This is a genomic window from Pseudoalteromonas rubra (genome assembly GCF_005887115.1).
In the GTDB taxonomy this organism is placed as follows: Bacteria; Pseudomonadota; Gammaproteobacteria; order Enterobacterales; family Alteromonadaceae; genus Pseudoalteromonas; species Pseudoalteromonas rubra_F.
On the sequence record NZ_PNCJ01000017.1, the window covers coordinates 387,091 to 406,967 of the forward strand.

The window sequence follows — 19,877 nt, forward strand, 5'->3', positions numbered from 1 at the left end:
TCGTTTGGGGCATTTAGCCCGCTAGTGTACACTGCAAGTTACTAATAAGCGCAAGAGTGAAATCATATATGGCTGACAAATTTATTGTTCGACTGACGGATCAGGCCCCGGCTGCACACTGGGGTGGCAATGCGACTTTATCGTACGATCAGGACGGTGCGCTTGTGCACCTGAGCGAACACGACACACTGAAGACTATTCAAAAAGCAGGCCGCAGTGTGGCACAGCAAGGGATCCTGGCAGTTGAATTACAGGGTGATGCCTGGTGCACTGAATCTCAGTGGGCATTTTATCAGGGCTTTGTAAGTCCGAAACAACTTGATGGTGTGACCTTCTGTGACAACGCACAGTCAGATCTGGCTGAGTTGCAGGCGCTGAAAACCGCTGCTATCTGGACGCGTCAGATGATCAATGGCACGGCTGAAGATATTTACCCTGAAAGCCTGGCGGGTAAGGCGGCTGAGTTCATTCAGTCTTTGGCGCCTGAACATGTGAGTTACCAAATCATTAAGGGTAACGCGTTGCTTGAGCATCAATGGATTGGGATCCATGAAGTGGGTCGCGGTAGTGAGCGCCCACCTGTGTTACTGGAGCTGGACTTCAATCCGACCGGAAATGAAGACGCACCGGTTGCTGCGGCGCTGGTAGGTAAAGGGATCACCTTTGACTCGGGTGGTTACTCGATTAAGCCTAGTGAGGGCATGCTGACCATGAAATGCGACATGGGTGGTGCTGCGACAGTGACTGCGGGTCTGGCGATTGCCATTCAGCGTGGGATCGACAAGCGCATCAAATTGTTCCTGTGTTGTGCTGAAAACTTGATTTCAGGCCATGCTTACAAACTGGGTGATATCCTGACTTATAAAAATGGCACCACAGTTGAAATCGTCAACACTGATGCAGAGGGACGTCTGGTTCTGGCTGATGGCCTGATGGCTGCCGGTGAAACAGGTGCACCTTTGATCATCGATGCAGCAACACTGACAGGCGCTGCGCTGGTTGCGGTCGGTCAGGAATACAATGCACTATTTGGCCTGGACAAAGAGCTGGTCAATGACGTACAGCAGTTTGCTCAGGAAGAGTTTGAGGCGGCCTGGCCGTTACCATTAGAAAAGTGGCATCAGAATAACTGTCCATCGGCGTATGCAGACACGGCCAATAGCCGAGCACAAAAAGGTGGTGGTTTTGGTGGCGCCTCGAATGCAGCAGGCTTCCTGTCTCGCTTTGTGCCAAATGAAGGACAGGGCTGGGTGCATATCGACCTGGCGGCGTCATTCCAGAATAATGCCGGCTCACAGTGGGCATCAGGCGCTACGACATTGGGCATGCGCACGGTTGCACGTACCCTGCAAGCGAAAGCCTGATAATCAGAGTAAGCAATAAAAAAAGCCCCGTGACGGGGCTTTTTTTATGACAGTAAGGCGGCGGCCAGGCGGACAAAGTCTGAAGAGGTCAGAATTCCCAGCAACTTGCCATCCTCGTCTGTGACTGGCATACAGCCATGGCGGTTATCAACAAAAAACCGTACCACTTCCTGGAGGCTCTGATGTGGCCGTACACTGGCAAAATCGGTGGCCATCACTTCGGCAACCTTTTGTTGTTTTTCTTTGCGTTCGAGTGCGTTAGTGCCATAGGTGGCAATGATCCCCATGACTTTCGCAATCATGATCTTCTGTGTCAGCATACCAACCAGCATGCCATCGTCGTCAATCACGGGAATATGGCGAATGTTCTTTTCGCGCATCAGGTTATGCGCATCGTTGAGGTTATTGGTTTTACTGACTGCCAGTGGATCTGGGGTCATTAGATCGGCAACTGTGGTTAACATAAGCACTTCCTTAAAACGAACATGAAATCTGTATTAAGTCTAGCCGACGCAGGCGGCACATGAGTGGTGCCAGATCAATTTTGGCTGATTTTTATTCCGAGGTTTGGGATGTGTGCTTGACGGCTGCCAGTTGGATGTACTTGTGTTCAACCAGCTGTGACAGCGGAACCAGTTCAATGCCTTCGCTGGTCAGCTCGCTCAGTGCCGTGGCAAGAAATGCCCGGGTTTGTGGGTAGGGATGCGCTATCCCGATGGCATAGCCTTGCTGACGGGCTAAGGCTTTGAGCTGCTCAAACTGTTTGCGCAGCGCATCCGGATGAGTTTGATTGTCTAAAAACACATGGCGGGCGACATTGGCCACGCCATACAGGTTTGCCACATGCTGGGCCTGACTGAGCTCTGTAGTGCGGCTATCCAGAAAATACAGCCCACGTTTTTTCAGCAACTCCATGGTCCATTTCATTGGCTCAACATATTGGGTTAGTGCCGAACCCATATGGTTATTAACCCCTTTGACTTGAGGTAAGGTTGCCAGGGCATGACCCAGCGTGGTTTGCAGTTGCCACTTACGCATACCCAGCGTAAGGCCGCCTGGCCCCAATGCTTTGTCTTCGAGGGCCTGCATGGGTATGTGCAACAGTAGCTCGCGGCCTTTATGACTCGCTTGATAAGCAAAGCGCTGTGAAAACGGGGTGTGTGGTAAAATGGCGTAACTAAGTTGGCCGGGCAAATCCAGCAGTTCTAAGTCACGTTCGTGGTATCCGATGTCATCGATGACGATGGCAACCTGGTTGCCATAGCTTGGTGCCGCGCAGAGAAAAAGCACCAAAAAGCTCGTTATAAGTAAGCGCACTATCCTGAATTATTGTTGTAAATTATGGTTTTGTAATAGTTGTTCCGCTTCTTGCCAATGTTTATCAAGGTTGGCAATAAAGGTTTGTCTGACCTTTTTTTCACCAGCCATTATAGCGTCTTTATCCAGTTCTAAAAGTACTTGTTTGCTAAAAACCACGTCGGGTTGTATCCCTGTGCCCTCGATAGATTGGCCCGAGGGTGTAAAATAGCGTGCTGTAGTCAGTTTCAGTGCCGTGGTGCCGTTGCCTATAGGGATGAGCGATTGCACAGAGCCTTTGCCGTAAGAGCGGTTACCCAGTATGAGCGCTCGGCTATTGTCTTGCAGTGCGCCTGCGAGTATCTCAGCCGCCGATGCCGACTGCTCATTGATAAGTACCAACATGGGCGCGCCGTTGAGTATATCGCCCTGGGCGGCAAAAAAGCGTTGGTTTGCATCGTAAAAACGACCCCGGGTACTGACAATAGTGCCGCTTTGTAAAAACAGATCTGAAATGGCGACGGCGCTGTTCAGTGTACCGCCTGGGTTGTCTCTTAAATCGACAATGAGCCCTTTGAGCGGCTCACCCAGGTGGCTATTAAGCATACTGATGTGCCGGGCAAAATCATGATAACTATGATTGTTAAAGCTACTAAGCAGGATATAGCCAATGCCGCCGGACAACAGCTGGCTGGACACGCTGTGAAGAGTGATCTCTTGGCGCCTGAGGGCGAGGGTGACTTCTGCATTGGCGCGCTTTACGGTGAGCCGAATCGTCGAAAATTGTGCTTCACGCAGTAACTTTGAGACTTCAGCAATAGATTTTCTTTTTACATCATGAGTGTTGATGGCTAGCAATTTGTCACCCCCTTCAATACCGGCGGCTTCCGCGGGCGAGCCGGGCAGAGTGTCTACAATCACAACACCGTCTTCAACTTCCTCTACTTCGATCCCAAGGCCGGTATAGCGACCATTGGCAGCGCTAAACAGGGCTTCCAGTTCATGTTCATCGAGGTACTTTGAATAGTCATCTAGCTGGGTGAGTAGCTCGCCAAAGTTGTCTTTTTTAACATGGCTGAGCGGCAAGTCTTCAACATAATAGGTATGGATATGATACAGGATTTCATCGATTTGCTCGCTGGAGAGCTGTTTGGCACCGAGCGGCATGCACAATAAGCTGAGCATCAGGCCAAATGCAATCAGCCATTGCCATACGACGTTTTTATTTGGTTGAACACATGGAGTCATCATATGCTGCTCCTCACTGGGGGGCAGCATCGGTTAGTCAGTTAACTGGATCTGCACCATTTTACTGGATCAACAGCGCTTCCCTTATGCCGTATTTCGAAGTATAGACCAGGATCGGTTTGTCCGCCGCTTTGTCCTACCAGGGCAATGGGTTCGCCCGGCATGACCTGATCGCCTACATCTTTAAGCAGGGTCTGGGCATGACCATACAGGCTCATAAAGCCCTCCCCGTGATCTAATACGATGACCCAGCCAAAACCGTTCAACCAGTCGGCATAGACCACCTGACCCGGTGCCACACTGTTAACGGGAGCGCCATTGCTGCCACGGATCACTACGCCTTTCCAGTTCATACCAACGTGTTTGCGCTGGCCGAAACGGTGCTTCAAGCGGCCATCCAGCGGCCAGGCGAGCTTGCCTTTTAAGCGCTGTAACCCTTGCAGCTGTGCCACATAGTGTTCAGGACTGGCAGCCTGCTCGGCGGCTAAGGACTCCAGGGTCGAAATTAAGGTTTGCTCGTTTTCTTCCAGATAGGCAATCGCGGCTTTGGCCTGACTGAGTTTATCGTTGAGCTTTGCCAGGTGGGTCTTGCGTGCGTTTTGCGCCAGCAGCAATTCGTCCTGACGGGCTTTTTGCTGACCTTGTAACGCTTGTAGTTGCTTCTTTTTACGTTCCAGCTGTGCGCTGTTTTCCGCAAGTTTGGCAAATACAGTCTTTAGCGCTTCAAGCTGAGCAATGCGGGCCTGATTAAAGTAGTCATAGTAGCTGATGGTGCGTTCCAGCGCCGCAGCATGCTGTTGGTTCAGCAACATCTTAGAATAATCGTGACTGCCCGTGACATAGGCACTTTTAAGTTGCGCAGCTAGCAGGCGCTGGAGGCGTTTTTTTTGCTGCTCAAGCTGCTTGGCTTCGCGTTGTAGCGTGTATTGCTGCTGTTTGTTTTCGCTGATCCCTTGTGCGGTCAGTGCCAATGCTTTCGCACTTTTAGCAATTTCCAGCTCAAAAGATTGCAGTGTGCTCTGCAGGGCGCTGAAGCTGGCCTGTTGTTGCTGATACGCAGCCTGACTCTTTTTTAGCTCGGCCTGCACCGCAGCCAGATCGGCTTTGGTGCGGGTTTCGTTCGCCTGCCCACTCAGGGGCAGGAGTAAACAGGCCGACAGTACAGCAAGCGTAAGACGCATAGGTTACTTCAGCCGCATGACAGGTGAACCGGTCATCTCCTCAGGCTGAGGCATGCCCAACAGGTGCAATATGGTCGGTGCCACATCACTCAGTGTTTTACCTGCTTGCGGTTCCGCATCACGGCCAACATAAATAAATGGTACTGGCTCACTGGTATGTGCTGTGTGGGCCTGACCAGTTTTGTTATTCACCATTTGCTCAGCGTTACCATGGTCAGCCGTAATGAGTGCCTCACCGCCAGTTTCCTCAAGCGCTGTAACAACGCGGCCTATACAGGCATCAACGGCTTCACAGGCTTTCACGGCAGCTTCAAAGACACCTGAGTGGCCGACCATGTCACCATTTGGGTAGTTACAGATAATCACGTCATGCTCGCCACTGTGAATCGCTTCAACCAGTTTATCAGTCAGTAGTGCTGAATTCATTTCCGGTTGCAGGTCGTAGGTGGCCACCTGAGGTGATGGAATTAACTCTCGTTTCTCACCTTCAAACAAATCTTCACGCCCGCCGCTAAAGAAAAAGGTGACGTGCGCATATTTTTCAGTCTCGGAAATACGCAGTTGCGTTTTGTTGTGTTTTGCCAGCCATTCGCCCAGTACATTGGTGAGTTTTTCCGGGGCAAAGGCGATGGGGGCATCAATATCGGCAGCGTATTCTGTCATCATCACAAAACCACTTAACGCTGGGGCTTTTTGTTTGCTGAAACCATCAAAATCGGCATCCACAAAAGCGCGGGTCATCTGGCGTGCGCGGTCAGCACGGAAGTTGAGAAAGATCAGCGTATCGCCATCATTAATGGTGGCCGCTTCCTGCGCTTGCGCGGCAATCACGGTGGCCTTCACAAATTCATCGTTTTCGTCGCGTTCATACGCTGCGTTCAGAGCACTGACCCCATCAGCATAACGATATTCAGCCTGACCGCAAACCATCAGGTTGTAAGCGCTTTCAACGCGCTCCCAGCGGTTATCACGGTCCATAGCGTAGTAACGACCCACGATTGACGCCAGGCGGCCACACTTGAGTTCTGCGAACTTTGCTTCAATGCGTTCAATCGAAGCCAGGGCGCTGCGTGGTGGCGTGTCACGACCATCTAGGAAAGCGTGGAAGTAAACCGCTTTGGCACCGCGCTTGGCGGCAAGCTCAATGGCTGCAACAATATGGTCTTCATGGCTGTGTACGCCACCCGGGCTCAACAGTCCCATCAGGTGGACAGCTTTACCTGCAGCAACCGCCTTGTCGATGTTTTCAACCAGTGCAGGGTTGTGCTCAAACTCGCCATCATCAATGGCTTTGGTGATGCGTGTAAAGTCTTGATAAACAATACGGCCAGCACCGAGGTTGACGTGGCCGACTTCGGAGTTACCCATCTGACCATCCGGTAGTCCTACATCTAAACCTGAACCAGAGATCAGCGTACGTGGACGCGTTTGCCAAAGTTCATCCAATACCGGGGTGTTGGCCGCCAGAATTGCATTGCTCTCAGCGTCTTCGCGGTATCCCCAGCCATCTAGGATCATTAATACCAGAGGTTTTTTCTTTGCAGTCATTTGGGCTCCTGAAACGTGCACGAAATCTGGCCATAGGATACCTTGTTTGATATGAATATTCAGCCCTCTGGGCGTGATTTATCCTCAACCGCTTTAAAATTCATATCAGCCACTGGAAGGTACTAAGCAAAGCAGCGTGGCTACCAAGGGGAAGCGCGTGCTATGCCTTGCTGGTGAGGCATTACATCACAGATGTTTGTACCAGCGCCCGTAAGAAAGTATACTCGCGAGCAATTTCATTTTCCTGGTTGGTAAAGACAATATGGAACAATACATCGAGTTTTTAGGTAGAAACCCCATTCTCAGCATTATCTGGCTGGTTTTGGCGGCTATGTTGGTTTCAAGCTGGTTAAAAGGCATGTTTTCCAAGATCCGTCAGATCAATCCACAGCAGCTGACTATTCTGGTAAACCGTCAGGATGGTCAGGTGTTTGACATGCGTGCGCAAAAAGAGTTTAACAACTCACGCATTGCGGGCAGTGAACACATGAATGTGGAAAAAGCCAAACAAAATGATTTCGCCGGACTTGAAAAGTTCAAAACTAAGCCCATTATACTGGTGTGTAACACTGGCATGACCGCATCTGGCATTGCCAGCAATATGTACAAAGCTGGCTTTGAGCAAGTGTATGTGTTGTCGGGTGGATTTGGCGCCTGGCAAACTGCTGGCCTGCCAACAGCCTCGGGTAAATAGGAGCAAATATGAATCAAGTTGTTATTTATACAAAGGATTACTGTCCTTTCTGCCATCGCGCAAAAGCGTTGCTGGACAGCAAAGGTGTCACATATACCGAGTATGATATCGGTGCGCAACCCGAGCTGCGAGAGGAGATGATCAGCAAAGCAAATGGTGGTCACACGGTACCACAGATCTTCATTAAAGAGCAGCACATTGGTGGTTGCGACGACATGATGGCGCTTGAATCACAGGGTAAGCTGGACGCATTACTGAAGTAATTTTTAGCACTCCGGGTACGGGCCCGGGATGCTGCCCCACTTTAAATAAAGATGAATAATTAGGAAGAACAATGACAGAGCAAAACAACGCAGCTGCTGCAGAAGAACAACAAGGTCCACAATTTAACATTCAGCGCATCTACACCAAAGATGTGTCTTTCGAAACGCCGAATTCTCCGGCTATTTTCCAAAAAGAGTGGACACCTGAAGTGAAGCTGGACATGGACACGCGTTCTGCCAAGTTGGACGAAGGTGTATATGAAGTTGTTCTGGCATTGACTGTGACTGCGTCATTAGGCGAAGAAACAGCATTCCTGTGCGAAATCCAACAGGCAGGTATTTTCTCTATTGGTGAGCTAGAAGAACTGCAAATGGCACACATGTTAGGTGCATTCTGCCCGAACATTCTGTTCCCTTACGCACGTGAAGCGGTTGCAAGCCTGGTTAACCGTGGTACTTTCCCACAACTAAACCTGGCGCCAGTAAACTTTGACGCGCTATTTGCTCAGTACATGCAGCAACGTGCTGCGCAAGAGCAACCTGCTGACGCATAAATGATGAATACAGCACAATCAGCTGTGACCGTATTAGGGGCGGGGTCTTATGGCACCGCCCTTGCTATTTGTTTTGCCCGCAACGGTCACCAGGTTACTCTTTGGGGACGTGACAGCACTGCCATCACGCAGTTGGCAAGTTCGCGTCAAAATGCCCGTTATTTACCGGATATTGACTTCCCTGAGTCACTGCAATTGGAAGCCGATCTGACTCAAGCCGTTCAGGCCAGTCAATTGGTTCTGGTGGTAGTACCCAGCCATGCGTTCGCGCAAACACTGGAAGCGATTAAGCCGCATTTGTTACCGGGTGCGAAAGTCGCCTGGGCAACAAAAGGGCTGGAACCTGATACTGGCCGATTGCTTCAGGATGTGGCATTGGACGTACTTGGTGAGCAGGTTCCTCTGGCTGTATTGTCCGGGCCTACATTTGCAAAAGAAATGGCCGCCGGGTTACCGACTGCGATTTCTGTGTCGTCTCGTTGCGAAGCATTTCGTGGTGAACTGGCTAAGCTGCTGCATTGTGGTCGCTCGTTCCGGGTTTACAGTAATGATGACTTTATCGGTATTCAGCTTGGTGGCGCGGTGAAGAATGTGATTGCTATTGGTGCAGGTATGTCCGATGGCTTTGGTTTTGGTGCCAATGCCAGAACCGCACTGATCACCCGCGGGTTAGCTGAGTTATGCCGTCTTGGATTATCACTTGGTGCACGCTCGGAAACCTTTATGGGTATGGCCGGGCTTGGCGATTTAATCCTGACCTGTACCGATAATCAATCGCGTAACCGACGTTTTGGTCTGGCACTGGGCCAGGGGAAAAACGTCGAAGAGGCGATGCAGAGCATTGGCCAGGTGGTGGAAGGGTATCGTAATACCAAAGAAGTATATCTGCTGGCAAAGCGCACAGGCATCGAAATGCCGATCACGGAGCAGATCTATCAGGTGCTGTATCAACAAAAAGACGTCAAAGAAGCAGCCATGGCGCTGCTTGGCAGAGAGCAGAAGTCGGAGTGATCAGGCTTTTGATAATAAAAAACCGAGCCAGTGTGCTCGGTTTTTTATTGATATTACTAGGCGATCTGTTTTTCTGCCAGCGTTAGTTCCATGGTCGCCTTGAGTAAACGATACAGGTTGATCGATGCATCAATTTCTTCTTTGCGGTTGGTCAGACTTTCTATATTCAGTCCCAGCGGGACATCCAGTTGAGCACAACTACGCAGAATTGAATCCAGGTTCTCACGGCAAATGCGGATTGATTCACTCAGGGTATTGTCTGCATCCAGCATACGCCATTTAGTTGCCTCAGGAACTGAAATGCCCAGCCACTCCATAAATTGCAGCGTCTTTTCACCTCCACACGGGGTAAAAGTCAGGATCAGTCGCTTTGGCTCAATGCCTTGCTGTTTGCAGGTGCGGGCATAGCTGGTGATCAGGTCTATGGTTGCCTGGGCATTGTATACAGCCTGAGAAATAAAGAATTCACAGCCCTGAGCGGTTTTTTCAATCAAACGCTCATGCTCATTGCGTTTTGAAGCATGACGTTCCGCAATGGTGACACCACCGAGGAAAAAGTCTGCCTGATGTGCAGCCAGGGTCTGATAAGCGTCTGGCAGCGGCAAGTTAATTTTCCCCTGTGATGAGGGAGAGCCAACCAGCACCAGATTGTTCAGGCCAAACTCTCGCTTGGTGTTGCTAAGCCACTGATTAAACTCGTTGCTGTCACGTTGTGCGACACTTTTGTAGGTGATCACATCCAATTGTGACAACGACTTAACCAGCCGACTGTACTCACATGGGTCGACAGTTTCCTTAAATGGAAAAGGACGTGGCACGTTGGTACGGCTGCTTTCGTCCTGAATGTCGTAAACGATTACACCGTCATATTCAATTTCATGCAGGCGATCCAGCAGCTTCGTCGCAATACGCTTAACTTTGTCTTGCTCCGTACCAGATTTGGGCGGAGTCGTACCAATCAAATATACCCCTTGGTTCGGGTCTAAGATTTTCTCTTGTAGTGATAACGCCATGGTCTAGATTCCGGCAAAAATTCAGTTTATGGGATCTAATATAGCAGCCATTTAGACGTCTAGATAGATTTTTTTTCATGAAACAAATTCAATGCAGATGAATTTGTTTCAAGGTGTTTTCGGCATGTTGGAACAAGCTGTTGTTTGCCAGTCAGTTTCTTAAGGGTCGTCTAGTTCATATTTCTTTACATAATTTGGGCGAGTAAAGATGAATTAAGGTGGGATTGCGGCATAATTGGGAGCTATGAGTCCCAACGAGAATGGGACCAGAATAAAAATTTATACAAAATTAAGGGAAGCATATGAAATTTAAACTACTGGCGACCAGCCTGGCCGTGTCATTGGCTCTGGCCGGCTGCACCGCAACGCAACAATCGGCTCAGCAGGTACCAAGCGGTATTGAAGCACAGACCAGCAATAAAGTGTTTGCGCAGGATTATGTCCTTGAAGAGCTGGATAATGGCTTACGCGTGATGGTAGTGAAAACCGACTACCCAGATGTTGTGTCACTACAGATCCCCGTATCTGTTGGATCGCGTAACGAAGTTGAATCAGGCAGAACCGGATTTGCTCACTTCTTTGAACACATGATGTTTAAAGGCTCTGAGAAGTTCCCACAGGATGTTTACGCCGACATTCTAAAGAACTCCGGAGTCGATAACAGAGCTTATACAACGAATGATTACACCAACTATCACCTGAATTTCTCAAAAGAGCACCTGGATAAGGTCCTTGAGATCAAAGCGGATATTTTCCAGAACCTAAGCTACAGTGAATCTCAGTTCCGTACTGAGGCGCTGACAGTTAAAGGCGAATACCTGAAGAACAACGCCAGCCCGATCCGCAAGTTATTGAGTGCGGTGCGCAAAGAAGCCTTTGACAAGCACACCTACAAGCATACCACCATGGGCTTTTTTGAAGATATTGAAGCCATGCCAGATCAAATGGAATATGGTCAAATCTTTTTTGAACGTTTCTATAAGCCTGAGTACGTGTCTATCGTGATTGTGGGTGATGTCGATCCGCAGGAAACCATGAAAATGGTTAAAAAGCACTGGGGTGGCTGGCAGCGTGGTAACTATGTTGCCGATATACCGGTGGAGCCGAAGCAGCAACAAGCTCGATATGTGCACGAACAGTATGAAGGTTTGCCAGGCCACTGGTTACTGGTTTCCTATAAAGGTGCCGCATGGGAGCCAAAAAAGAAAGACCGTGCCGCATTGGACCTGATATCTCAACTTTATTTCTCTGAAAACTCCGAGCTATACCAGGAGCTGGTCGTCGACAAGCAAATTGCCAGCCAGATGTTTACTTATAATCCGGAGACCAAAGATCCGGGTCTGCTTCATGTGTTTGTAAAGGTCAATGAGGAAAGTGACTTAGCTGTGGTACGCGATGCTATCAATCGCACTTATGCTAATGCGCGCACGGAACTGGTTGACAGTGATAAGCTGGCTGCACTGAAGTCGAATCGCAAATATAGCTTTGCCAACGGTCTGGACTCGTCGCAAGCGATTGCCGGGATGTTGGCGCAGTACATGCATTTCGAGCGTGATCCTGAAGTCATCAACACCTTGTATGCGACCAGTGATTCCATCACTGCTGAAGACATTCGCGATGTTGCTAACCGATATTTCGTAGACAGTGGCCGTACTACAGTGACTATGTCGGCGTTGGCTAAAGTGGCAGGGTTTGACAAAGAAGTTGAACTGGATGCTCTGGTGTTGCAGCAAAACCAACCAAAGCAACAGAAATTCACCGTACTGGATAAAACCAATGCTTCTCCTCTCGTTGATGTGAATCTGCTGTTTTATACGGGGGCCGCTGCGGATCCCAAGGGTAAAAAAGGCGTGGCAGCTCTGACTGCTGCAATGATTGCCAATGGCGGCTCACAAAGCAAGTCGTACAAAGAAATTCAAAAAGCGCTGTATCCCATTGCAGGTAGCTTTGATTATCAGATTGATAAAGAAATGCTGTCACTGCGTGGCCGGGTGCATAAAGACAATGCAGCGCAATGGTATGCTTTGGTTAGTGAGCAGTTACTCAATCCTGGCTTCAGAGAAGATGACTTTAAACGTCTGAAAAAAGAACTGATCGACAACATCAAAGCGGGCCTTAAAGCCTCAAACGATGAAGAGCTGGGCAAAGAGGTGCTGTATCATAAATTGTATCAGGGCCATCCGTACGAGAGTTACAATCTGGGTGATTTGTCTGATCTCGAAGCGCTGACGCTCGATGATGTCAAAGCCTTCTACCACAGCCAGTTTACTCAGGCAAAACTGAACGTGGGGATCACCGGTGCGCTGGATGAGCAGCTTAAAGCACGTATGCTCAATGACCTGGCTAAGCTGCCCAAAGGGAAGGAGTCTCGGCTGACGGTCCCGGATGCGCCAGCATTAGAGGGCCGACATGCCACTATCGTTGAGAAGAGCGCGAAATCGACTGCAGTATCGTTTGGTTTCCCAATCGATACCATCCGTAGCAGCAAAGACTGGACTGCTCTGTGGCTGGTGCGTTCTTACTTTGGTGAGCACCGTAACTCAAACGCTTATCTGTTCCAGCGTATTCGTCAGGTGCGTGGTATGAACTATGGTGATTATGCTTACATTGAGTATTTCCCGCGCGGTATGTTCCAGACCAAACCGGATGCCAACCTGGGCCGCTCCGAGCAAATTTTCCAGGTATGGTTACGTCCACTGCGCTCCAATAACGACGCCCACTTCGCCACGCGGGTTGCACAGTTTGAGCTGGATAAGCTGATCAAAGAGGGTATGACGGAGGGCGATTTCGAGGCGACCCGCAACTTCCTGAGCAACTTTGTGCCGCAGATGGTGGCCAGTCAGGACCGTCAGCTGGGTTATGCGCTGGACAGCCAGTTCTATAATACGGATGAGTTTGTGACCTATGTGCGTGACCAGCTGGCATCGCTGAGCGTGGAAGACGTCAATCGCGTGATCCGTGAAAATCTGCAAAGTGACAACATTCACTATGTCTTTGTGACCGGCGATGCGGCTGATATGAAAGCGCGTCTGGTCAATCAGACTGAATCTCCGATGCATTACAATGCAGAAAAACCGCAAGCGCTTATCGATGAAGATAAGCAAATTGCCAACTACAAACTGGCTATTCCGGCTGCCAACATCGAGGTGATGAACGCAGAAGCGGTCTTTAAGTAACGCCCCATCAGAGCCCTCGACCGGGCTCTGAGTTTGTCAGGCGGGTCTGGTATCCGCCTGGTTTCCCATCCTCTGTTCGCTATTTCGGGTTATAATTAATAACAAATTGATGCAATAAGCATTTGACTATCACTGCTAATTTACCGCGTTGCAGGGTAAGATAGAAAAAGGCTTTGGAATAATTGAAATAGTGCAGTTTATGAGACACGAGATCTGGCAAAAGCTTCGTCAGGAAGCGACCGAATTAGTAGACCGCGAGCCGCTGCTCGCCAGCCATGTTTACTCAAGTATTTTAAATCATGAATGCCTCGGTGCGGCATTGAGCTTTATTGTGGCGAACAAGCTGGCAGACGCCGTGGTGTCAGCGTTCACCATCCGCGAACTATTCGATCAGGCCTTTGTGGATTGCGACCGTATGCTGACCCATGTGGCACATGATATAAAAGCGGTTAAAGATCGTGACCCGGCTGCCGATAGCTATCTTAACGTTATTTCAAACCTTAAGGGCTTTCATGCAATACAAGCACACCGACTCGCCCATTGCTTATGGCGACAAGACAGAAAAGAGCTCGCGCGTTTTATCCAGAGCCGTACATCCGAAGTATTTGGTGTTGATATCCATCCTGCTTGTAAAGTCGGCCATGGCATTATGTTTGACCATGCGACTGGTATAGTCATTGGTGAAACCGCAGTAATCGAAAATAATGTCTCTATTTTACAATCGGTGACCTTAGGGGGAACCGGTAATGAACAAGGGGATCGTCACCCGAAAATACGTGCCGGCGTATTGATCGGCGCAGGTGCAAAAGTACTGGGTAATATTGAAGTGGGCGAGGGCGCGCGTATCGGCGCCGGCTCCGTGGTACTCAAAGCCGTCGAGCCACACACCACTGTGGTAGGGGTACCGGCAAAAGTGGTGGGCAAACCGCCATGTGCCTGCCCGGCCGAATCGATGGATCAGAACTTCCTTGATGAGGATCTGATTGCCCGCAACGAATCTCATACCAGTGCGATGCTCTAGCATCTGACTGAATAAATCGGCAATGCTTTATGGATAGCCTGAACCAAAAGTTTTTATGGATGTTTTTGGGGGCAGCCATGGCTGCTCCGTTAACCTGGTGGTTTGTATCAGAAAACCCAGTACAGCCTGCCACTGTGATTGTGGCCAACTCTGGCGATGCCGTTCAACATCTAGCTCCTTTGCCGTCAGATCAGGCTCAGCTAGATAGCGCCTCTGAGCCGACTGGCGGTACCGAGCTGGTAGCGCTGCAGCAGCAAATACATCAGTTACAGCAAGAGCTTAAGCAGGTTCAAAGTCATACACCATTGCTGCCGGAGCAATCAGAGCAACAGCAGCGACCAAGTTCATCTGGCAATATAAATCGTCAACTGGCTGATATCTTTCAAACCGAATCGCGAGACCCCGTCTGGGCCGATGAGCTGGAATTGCAGCTTGGGGACTTTTTGTACACCAGTGATCTCAGTACATACTTTACTTACGCCAGTTATGGCTGCAAGCGTCATGTTTGTCAGCTTAGTTTTGTGCCGCGCAGTGAGGATATCGATGCCATGCAGTGGCAACGCCTGAATGACAGCCTGTTCAATAGCCCCTGGATAAAGCAATTTAAGGTCAGCTCAGCGCAGCAAACGGCGCAAGGCATGCTGGTGCATTTTAGCACTAAAAGCATGCGCGAGCTGGCGACTGAGTATTAAGTGCTCTCGTCATTTGGGTTGGCTGGTGTGACATCAATGACCTGGGCTTGCAAACGACCATCGTGCAATTCAGTGGTGAGTATATCGCCTGTCGTTACATCCCGGGTCGATTTCACCACTTTTTCGCCAGATTTCGTAATGCTATAGCCTCGCGACAAAACGGCCAGCGGACTAACACTGTCGAGCCTGGCCGCGAGCAAAGCCAGCTGCTGTGTACGCTGTTGCTGTGACGCCTGCAATGTTCGGGTGAGCTTTTCTTTCAGACTGTCCAGATGTTGATGTGCGTATCGCAACTTTTGCTCTGGATGAAACTGCGCCAAGCGGTGTTGTGCCAGGGTAACGCGACTTTGAGCACGGTGTTGCTGGTGGTGCATTGCCCTATGCAATCGGCTACTCAGTTCATCTACTTTTTGTGCCTGCTGCATTAGCTGTGCCTGTGGATGTTGGAGTAACAGCCGCTGATGTGAATTTTGCAGTTGCTGAGTATGGTGTGCCAGATAGCGCTGCATCGCACTGCTCAGGCGTTGTTTTTGTTGACCTAACTGGGCCTGAATTTCTGCCCCATCCGGGCTGACCAGCTCTGCGGCGGCAGAAGGGGTTGGAGCACGTAAGTCGGCGACATAATCACTGATGGTGGTATCTATTTCATGCCCTACGGCGCTGATCACAGGCAGTTGACTGGCAAAGATTGCCCGTGCCACGGTTTCTTCGTTAAAGCACCAGAGATCTTCAAGCGAGCCGCCGCCACGACCAACAATCAGTACATCTACTTCTTCACGACGATTCGCCAAGCCAATTTGTGCCCCAATCTGATGATGCGCTTCCTGCCCTTGCACTTGAGTCGGGTAGATCACCACCTCCAGCTGTGGGGCTCGTCGCTTAAGAACCGACAGAATATCACGCACAGCTGCGCCGGTTGGGGAGGTTACGACGCCGACCCGGTTTATTCGTGCAGGCAGTGGTTGTTTGTGCTGGCTGCTGAATAAGCCTTCACCGGCCAGACGTAGTTTGAGTACATCGAATTGCTGTTTTAGCAGACCTTCACCTGCCGGTGCCATCTGTTCGACGATCAACTGATAATCACCACGGGGTTCGTACACCGATACCCGGGCCTGCACCAGTACCTGTTCACCATTTTGTGGCCGGTAGCGGCAGTAGCGGTTGTTGCCACGCCACATGGCTGCCTTGACCTGGGCTTTGTCGTCTTTGAGCGAAAAATACCAGTGCCCGGATGCTGGGGCAACAAAGTTGGAGATCTCGCCCGTCAGCTGTAAAGAAGCGAACCCCTGTTCCAGCAAACTGCGGATCTCTCGATTCAGGTGTGACACCGAATAAACTTTTTCTTGTTGTGGCAACGACATACTCAGCTCCATAAAAAATTCACGAACACTCTAGCATATTTTTGCTAAATTTTATTTACTCGCATAAGGAACGCTGATAAAATGCGCTCGCAATTCCTTATACTCAGTTTCACTTGAGAGATGCCGCACACATGTTAAGAATTGCAAAAGAAGCCCTTACCTTTGACGACGTACTTTTAGTACCCGCTCATTCGACTGTTCTACCACACACTGCGAACTTAAAAACCCGCCTGACCCGTGGTATTGAACTTAATTTGCCATTAGTTTCTGCCTCTATGGATACAGTCACTGAAGCACGCCTTGCAATTGCACTTGCACAGGAAGGCGGCCTTGGATTCATCCATAAGAACATGACCATTGAAGAACAAGCGCGCAACGTACGTAAAGTAAAAGCGTACGAAGCAGGAATTGTCTCTTTTCCGGTTACCGTCACCGCAGATAAAACCATTGCTGATACGTTAGCATTGGCTGAAGAAAACGGTTTCTCAGGCTTCCCTGTGGTCGGCGAGAACAACCTGCTGGAAGGTATCATCACCAGCCGTGATATGCGCTTCGAAACTAAACTAGACAAGCCTGTGTCATCTGTGATGACGCAAAAAGCGGATCTGGTAACGGTAAAAGAGGGCGCATCACGCGAAGAGATCCTGGGTCTGATGCATGAGCACCGCATCGAGAAAATCTTAGTCGTTGATGATGCTTTCAAACTGAAAGGCATGATCACGGTTAAGGATTATCAAAAAGCACAGGAAAAACCAAACGCATGTAAAGACGAGCAAGGCCGTCTTCGTGTAGGTGCTGCTGTGGGTGTGGGTGCAGGTACCGACGAGCGTATCGCTGCGCTGGTTGCTGCGGGCGTTGACGTACTACTTATTGATACTTCGCATGGTCACTCTCAGGGCGTTATTGATCGTGTTAAAGCAACCCGCGAAGCGTATCCGGACTTGCAAATTGTTGCGGGTAATGTGGCCACAGCTGAAGGTGCAGTAGCACTGGCTGACGCGGGTGTGGATGCGGTTAAAGTGGGTATTGGTCCTGGTTCTATCTGTACCACACGTATCGTAACTGGTTGTGGCGTGCCTCAAATTACGGCAATTTCAGATGCGGTTGATGGCCTGAAAGGGCGCGACATCCCAGTCATTGCTGACGGCGGTATTCGTTTCTCTGGTGACATCGTTAAAGCCCTGGTTGCAGGTGCATCTTGTGTGATGGTTGGTTCTATGCTGGCAGGTACTGAAGAAGCACCGGGTGAAGTTGAGTTGTATCAGGGTCGTTACTACAAGTCATACCGTGGTATGGGCTCACTGGGCGCGATGAACCAAAAAGAAGGGTCATCAGATCGTTACTTCCAAAAGAGCAATGCTGCTGAAAAACTGGTTCCGGAAGGCATTGAAGGCCGCGTGGCTTACAAAGGCCCAATCGCGACCATTATCCACCAACAAGTGGGCGGGATCCGCAGTGCCATGGGCCTGACTGGATGCGGCACCATTTTGGAGCTGAACACTAAACCTCAGTTTGTTCGCGTGACTTCTGCGGGTATGGGTGAGTCGCACGTCCATGACGTACAGATCACCAAAGAGGCTCCAAACTACCGCATGGGCTAATCCCGGCGGGTAAAAAGTGGGCTGGCGGTTGCCGGCCCTTCTTAATTTTAGTGTCTGCTTTTATATGGCGGATACAAACAAATACAATGCGTTGGGCAGGCAAACTTGCCCGGTCATTTAGGTAAAGTACTTTTACTATGCTTTACTAGTTTTATCGCTTCCTAACAAACGAGATTATCAATGAGCAAAGACATCCATGATTCCCGTATTTTGATCTTAGATTTTGGTTCTCAATACACTCAATTGATCGCCCGCCGGATCCGTGAGATCGGCGTTTACTGTGAGCTATGGGCCTGGGATGTAACCGAGGAGCAGATCCGCGAATTTAATCCGCAGGGTATTATTCTGTCAGGTGGTCCGGAGTCAACGACTTTAGAAGGCAGCCCGCGCGCACCTGAATATGTCTTCAATGCCGGTGTGCCTGTACTTGGTATTTGTTACGGCATGCAAACCATGGCGTCACAGCTGGGTGGTAAAGTACACAGCTCAGATAAGAAAGAGTTTGGTTACGCGAAAGTAGAAAAAGTGGGTAACTGTGCCCTGTTTGAAGCGATTGAAGATCACATCGAAGATGGCATTGGCAAACTAGACGTGTGGATGAGTCACGGTGACAAGGTTATCGAGATCCCAGAGCAGTTTATTACTTCTGCAAAAACAGAAACCTGTCCGCATGCAGCGATGTCTTGGGAAGAAAAGCGTTTCTATGGCGTGCAGTTCCACCCGGAAGTGACGCACACGCAACAAGGTCTGCGCCTGCTTGAGCGCTTTGCTACTGATATCTGTGGCTGTGAAAAACTGTGGACACCAAGCCAAATCATCGAAGATGCGGTTGCACGTATTAAAGAGCAGGTAGGTGACGACGAAGTGATCCTGGGCCTGTCGGGTGGGGTTGATTCATCTGTGGTTGCTATGTTGATCAACCGCGCTATCGGCGACAAGCTGACGTGTGTATTTGTAGACAATGGCCTGCTACGCCTTAACGAAGGCCAGCAGGTGATGGACATGTTCGGCGATAAGTTTGGCCTGAACATCATTAAAGTTGACGCAGAAGACCGTTTCCTGAATGCCCTTAAAGGCATTGATGACCCGGAAGACAAGCGTAAAGCAATTGGCCATACCTTCATTGAAGTATTCGACGAAGAAGCGGGCAAGCGTGTTAACGCCAAATGGCTGGCACAAGGCACTATCTACCCGGACGTGATTGAATCTGCGGCGTCAGCCACAGGTAAAGCACACGTGATCAAGTCTCACCACAATGTGGGTGGCTTGCCAGAAGATATGGAGCTGGGTCTGGTAGAGCCGCTGCGTGAGCTGTTTAAAGACGAAGTACGTAAGATTGGTCTGGAGTTAGGCCTGCCATACGACATGCTTTACCGTCACCCGTTCCCGGGTCCGGGTCTGGGTGTTCGTGTACTGGGTGAGATCAAGAAAGAATACTGCGACCTGCTACGTCGTGCCGATGCTATCTTCATCGAAGAATTGCACAAGGCTGATTTGTACCACAAAGTGTCTCAGGCTTTCACTGTGTTCCTGCCGGTACGTTCAGTGGGCGTGATGGGTGATGCGCGTAAGTACGACTGGGTTGTCTCACTACGCTGTGTAGAAACCATCGACTTTATGACGGCGCGCTGGTCACACCTGCCGTATGAGTTCCTGGGTCAGGTCTCAAACCGCATCATCAACGAAATCGACGGCATTTCTCGCGTGGTATATGACATCTCAGGTAAACCGCCTGCGACGATTGAGTGGGAATAATCACGTATCAGGTAACCTGATATAGGTTAAGAAAAGGGCGAATAGGGTAACTATTCGCCCTTTTTGCTGATAAAATCAGCAAACGATCAGAAATGTGAT

At 49.9% G+C, this 19,877-nt stretch carries 17 protein-coding genes; 10 read left to right on the top strand and 7 right to left on the bottom strand.

The window, feature by feature from the left end; all coding sequences use genetic code 11:
* Window positions 1-68 precede the first annotated feature (68 nt).
* A complete protein-coding gene (pepB, locus tag CWB98_RS13885; RefSeq protein ID WP_138545402.1) occupies window positions 69-1,364 on the top strand; it encodes an aminopeptidase PepB in 1,296 nt (431 codons plus the stop codon).
* Window positions 1,365-1,408: 44 nt separating this feature from the next.
* Here the strand turns inward: pepB and CWB98_RS13890 are convergent, their stop codons facing one another.
* From CWB98_RS13890 to gpmM, 5 genes are all read right to left on the bottom strand, one after another.
* Window positions 1,409-1,828, bottom strand: coding sequence for a CBS domain-containing protein (locus tag CWB98_RS13890; RefSeq protein ID WP_046006187.1), 420 nt, complete (start codon window positions 1,826-1,828; stop codon window positions 1,409-1,411).
* Between the two features lie 91 nt (window positions 1,829-1,919).
* Window positions 1,920-2,654 (bottom strand): divergent polysaccharide deacetylase family protein, encoded by a 735-nt coding sequence (locus CWB98_RS13895; RefSeq protein WP_432765888.1) that lies wholly within the window; start codon window positions 2,652-2,654, stop codon window positions 1,920-1,922.
* Between the two features lie 36 nt (window positions 2,655-2,690).
* Window positions 2,691-3,911, bottom strand: coding sequence for a S41 family peptidase (locus tag CWB98_RS13900; RefSeq protein ID WP_138545403.1), 1,221 nt, complete (start codon window positions 3,909-3,911; stop codon window positions 2,691-2,693).
* A 38-nt stretch (window positions 3,912-3,949) separates the two neighbouring features.
* On the bottom strand, window positions 3,950-5,089 hold the full coding sequence (locus CWB98_RS13905) for a murein hydrolase activator EnvC family protein (protein WP_138545404.1): 1,140 nt from the start codon (window positions 5,087-5,089) through the stop codon (window positions 3,950-3,952).
* Window positions 5,090-5,092: 3 nt separating this feature from the next.
* A complete protein-coding gene (gene gpmM, locus CWB98_RS13910) occupies window positions 5,093-6,637 on the bottom strand; it encodes a 2,3-bisphosphoglycerate-independent phosphoglycerate mutase (RefSeq protein ID WP_138545405.1) in 1,545 nt (514 codons plus the stop codon).
* A gap of 262 nt (window positions 6,638-6,899) precedes the next feature.
* Here gpmM and CWB98_RS13915 point away from each other — a divergent pair, with 262 nt between their 5' ends.
* From CWB98_RS13915 to gpsA, 4 genes are all read left to right on the top strand, one after another.
* Window positions 6,900-7,331: a rhodanese-like domain-containing protein gene (locus CWB98_RS13915; RefSeq protein WP_138545406.1), complete on the top strand. Its 432-nt coding sequence runs from the start codon at window positions 6,900-6,902 to the stop codon at window positions 7,329-7,331.
* Between the two features lie 8 nt (window positions 7,332-7,339).
* Window positions 7,340-7,594, top strand: a complete 255-nt coding sequence (gene grxC, locus CWB98_RS13920; RefSeq protein ID WP_138545407.1) for a glutaredoxin 3 — start codon at window positions 7,340-7,342, stop codon at window positions 7,592-7,594.
* 71 nt (window positions 7,595-7,665) lie between these two features.
* Window positions 7,666-8,148: a protein-export chaperone SecB gene (gene secB / locus CWB98_RS13925; protein ID WP_046006181.1), complete on the top strand. Its 483-nt coding sequence runs from the start codon at window positions 7,666-7,668 to the stop codon at window positions 8,146-8,148.
* A 3-nt stretch (window positions 8,149-8,151) separates the two neighbouring features.
* Window positions 8,152-9,159: an NAD(P)H-dependent glycerol-3-phosphate dehydrogenase gene (gene gpsA / locus CWB98_RS13930; protein ID WP_138545437.1), complete on the top strand. Its 1,008-nt coding sequence runs from the start codon at window positions 8,152-8,154 to the stop codon at window positions 9,157-9,159.
* A gap of 56 nt (window positions 9,160-9,215) precedes the next feature.
* Here gpsA and CWB98_RS13935 read toward each other — a convergent pair whose 3' ends face one another.
* On the bottom strand, window positions 9,216-10,172 hold the full coding sequence (locus tag CWB98_RS13935) for a methylenetetrahydrofolate reductase (RefSeq protein WP_138545408.1): 957 nt from the start codon (window positions 10,170-10,172) through the stop codon (window positions 9,216-9,218).
* Between the two features lie 302 nt (window positions 10,173-10,474).
* On the opposite strand from CWB98_RS13935, the gene CWB98_RS13940 reads away from it, so the two are divergent.
* From CWB98_RS13940 to CWB98_RS13950, 3 genes are all read left to right on the top strand, one after another.
* On the top strand, window positions 10,475-13,348 hold the full coding sequence (locus tag CWB98_RS13940) for a M16 family metallopeptidase (RefSeq protein WP_138545409.1): 2,874 nt from the start codon (window positions 10,475-10,477) through the stop codon (window positions 13,346-13,348).
* 199 nt (window positions 13,349-13,547) lie between these two features.
* Window positions 13,548-14,369, top strand: coding sequence for a serine O-acetyltransferase (gene cysE, locus CWB98_RS13945; RefSeq protein ID WP_046006177.1), 822 nt, complete (start codon window positions 13,548-13,550; stop codon window positions 14,367-14,369).
* A 29-nt stretch (window positions 14,370-14,398) separates the two neighbouring features.
* Window positions 14,399-15,061, top strand: a complete 663-nt coding sequence (locus tag CWB98_RS13950; protein ID WP_138545410.1) for a hypothetical protein — start codon at window positions 14,399-14,401, stop codon at window positions 15,059-15,061.
* On the opposite strand, the gene xseA is transcribed toward CWB98_RS13950, so the two are convergent.
* Window positions 15,058-16,422 (bottom strand): exodeoxyribonuclease VII large subunit, encoded by a 1,365-nt coding sequence (gene xseA, locus CWB98_RS13955; protein ID WP_138545411.1) that lies wholly within the window; start codon window positions 16,420-16,422, stop codon window positions 15,058-15,060. The two genes, CWB98_RS13950 and xseA, sit on opposite strands and share 4 nt — an antisense overlap.
* A gap of 131 nt (window positions 16,423-16,553) precedes the next feature.
* Between xseA and guaB the strand changes: the two genes are divergently transcribed.
* Window positions 16,554-18,023 (top strand): IMP dehydrogenase, encoded by a 1,470-nt coding sequence (gene guaB / locus CWB98_RS13960; RefSeq protein ID WP_138545412.1) that lies wholly within the window; start codon window positions 16,554-16,556, stop codon window positions 18,021-18,023.
* 180 nt (window positions 18,024-18,203) lie between these two features.
* The gene (gene guaA / locus CWB98_RS13965) at window positions 18,204-19,778 is read left to right on the top strand and encodes a glutamine-hydrolyzing GMP synthase (protein WP_046006173.1); all 1,575 of its coding nucleotides are present in this window, start codon (window positions 18,204-18,206) and stop codon (window positions 19,776-19,778) included.
* Window positions 19,779-19,877: the final 99 nt, after the last annotated feature.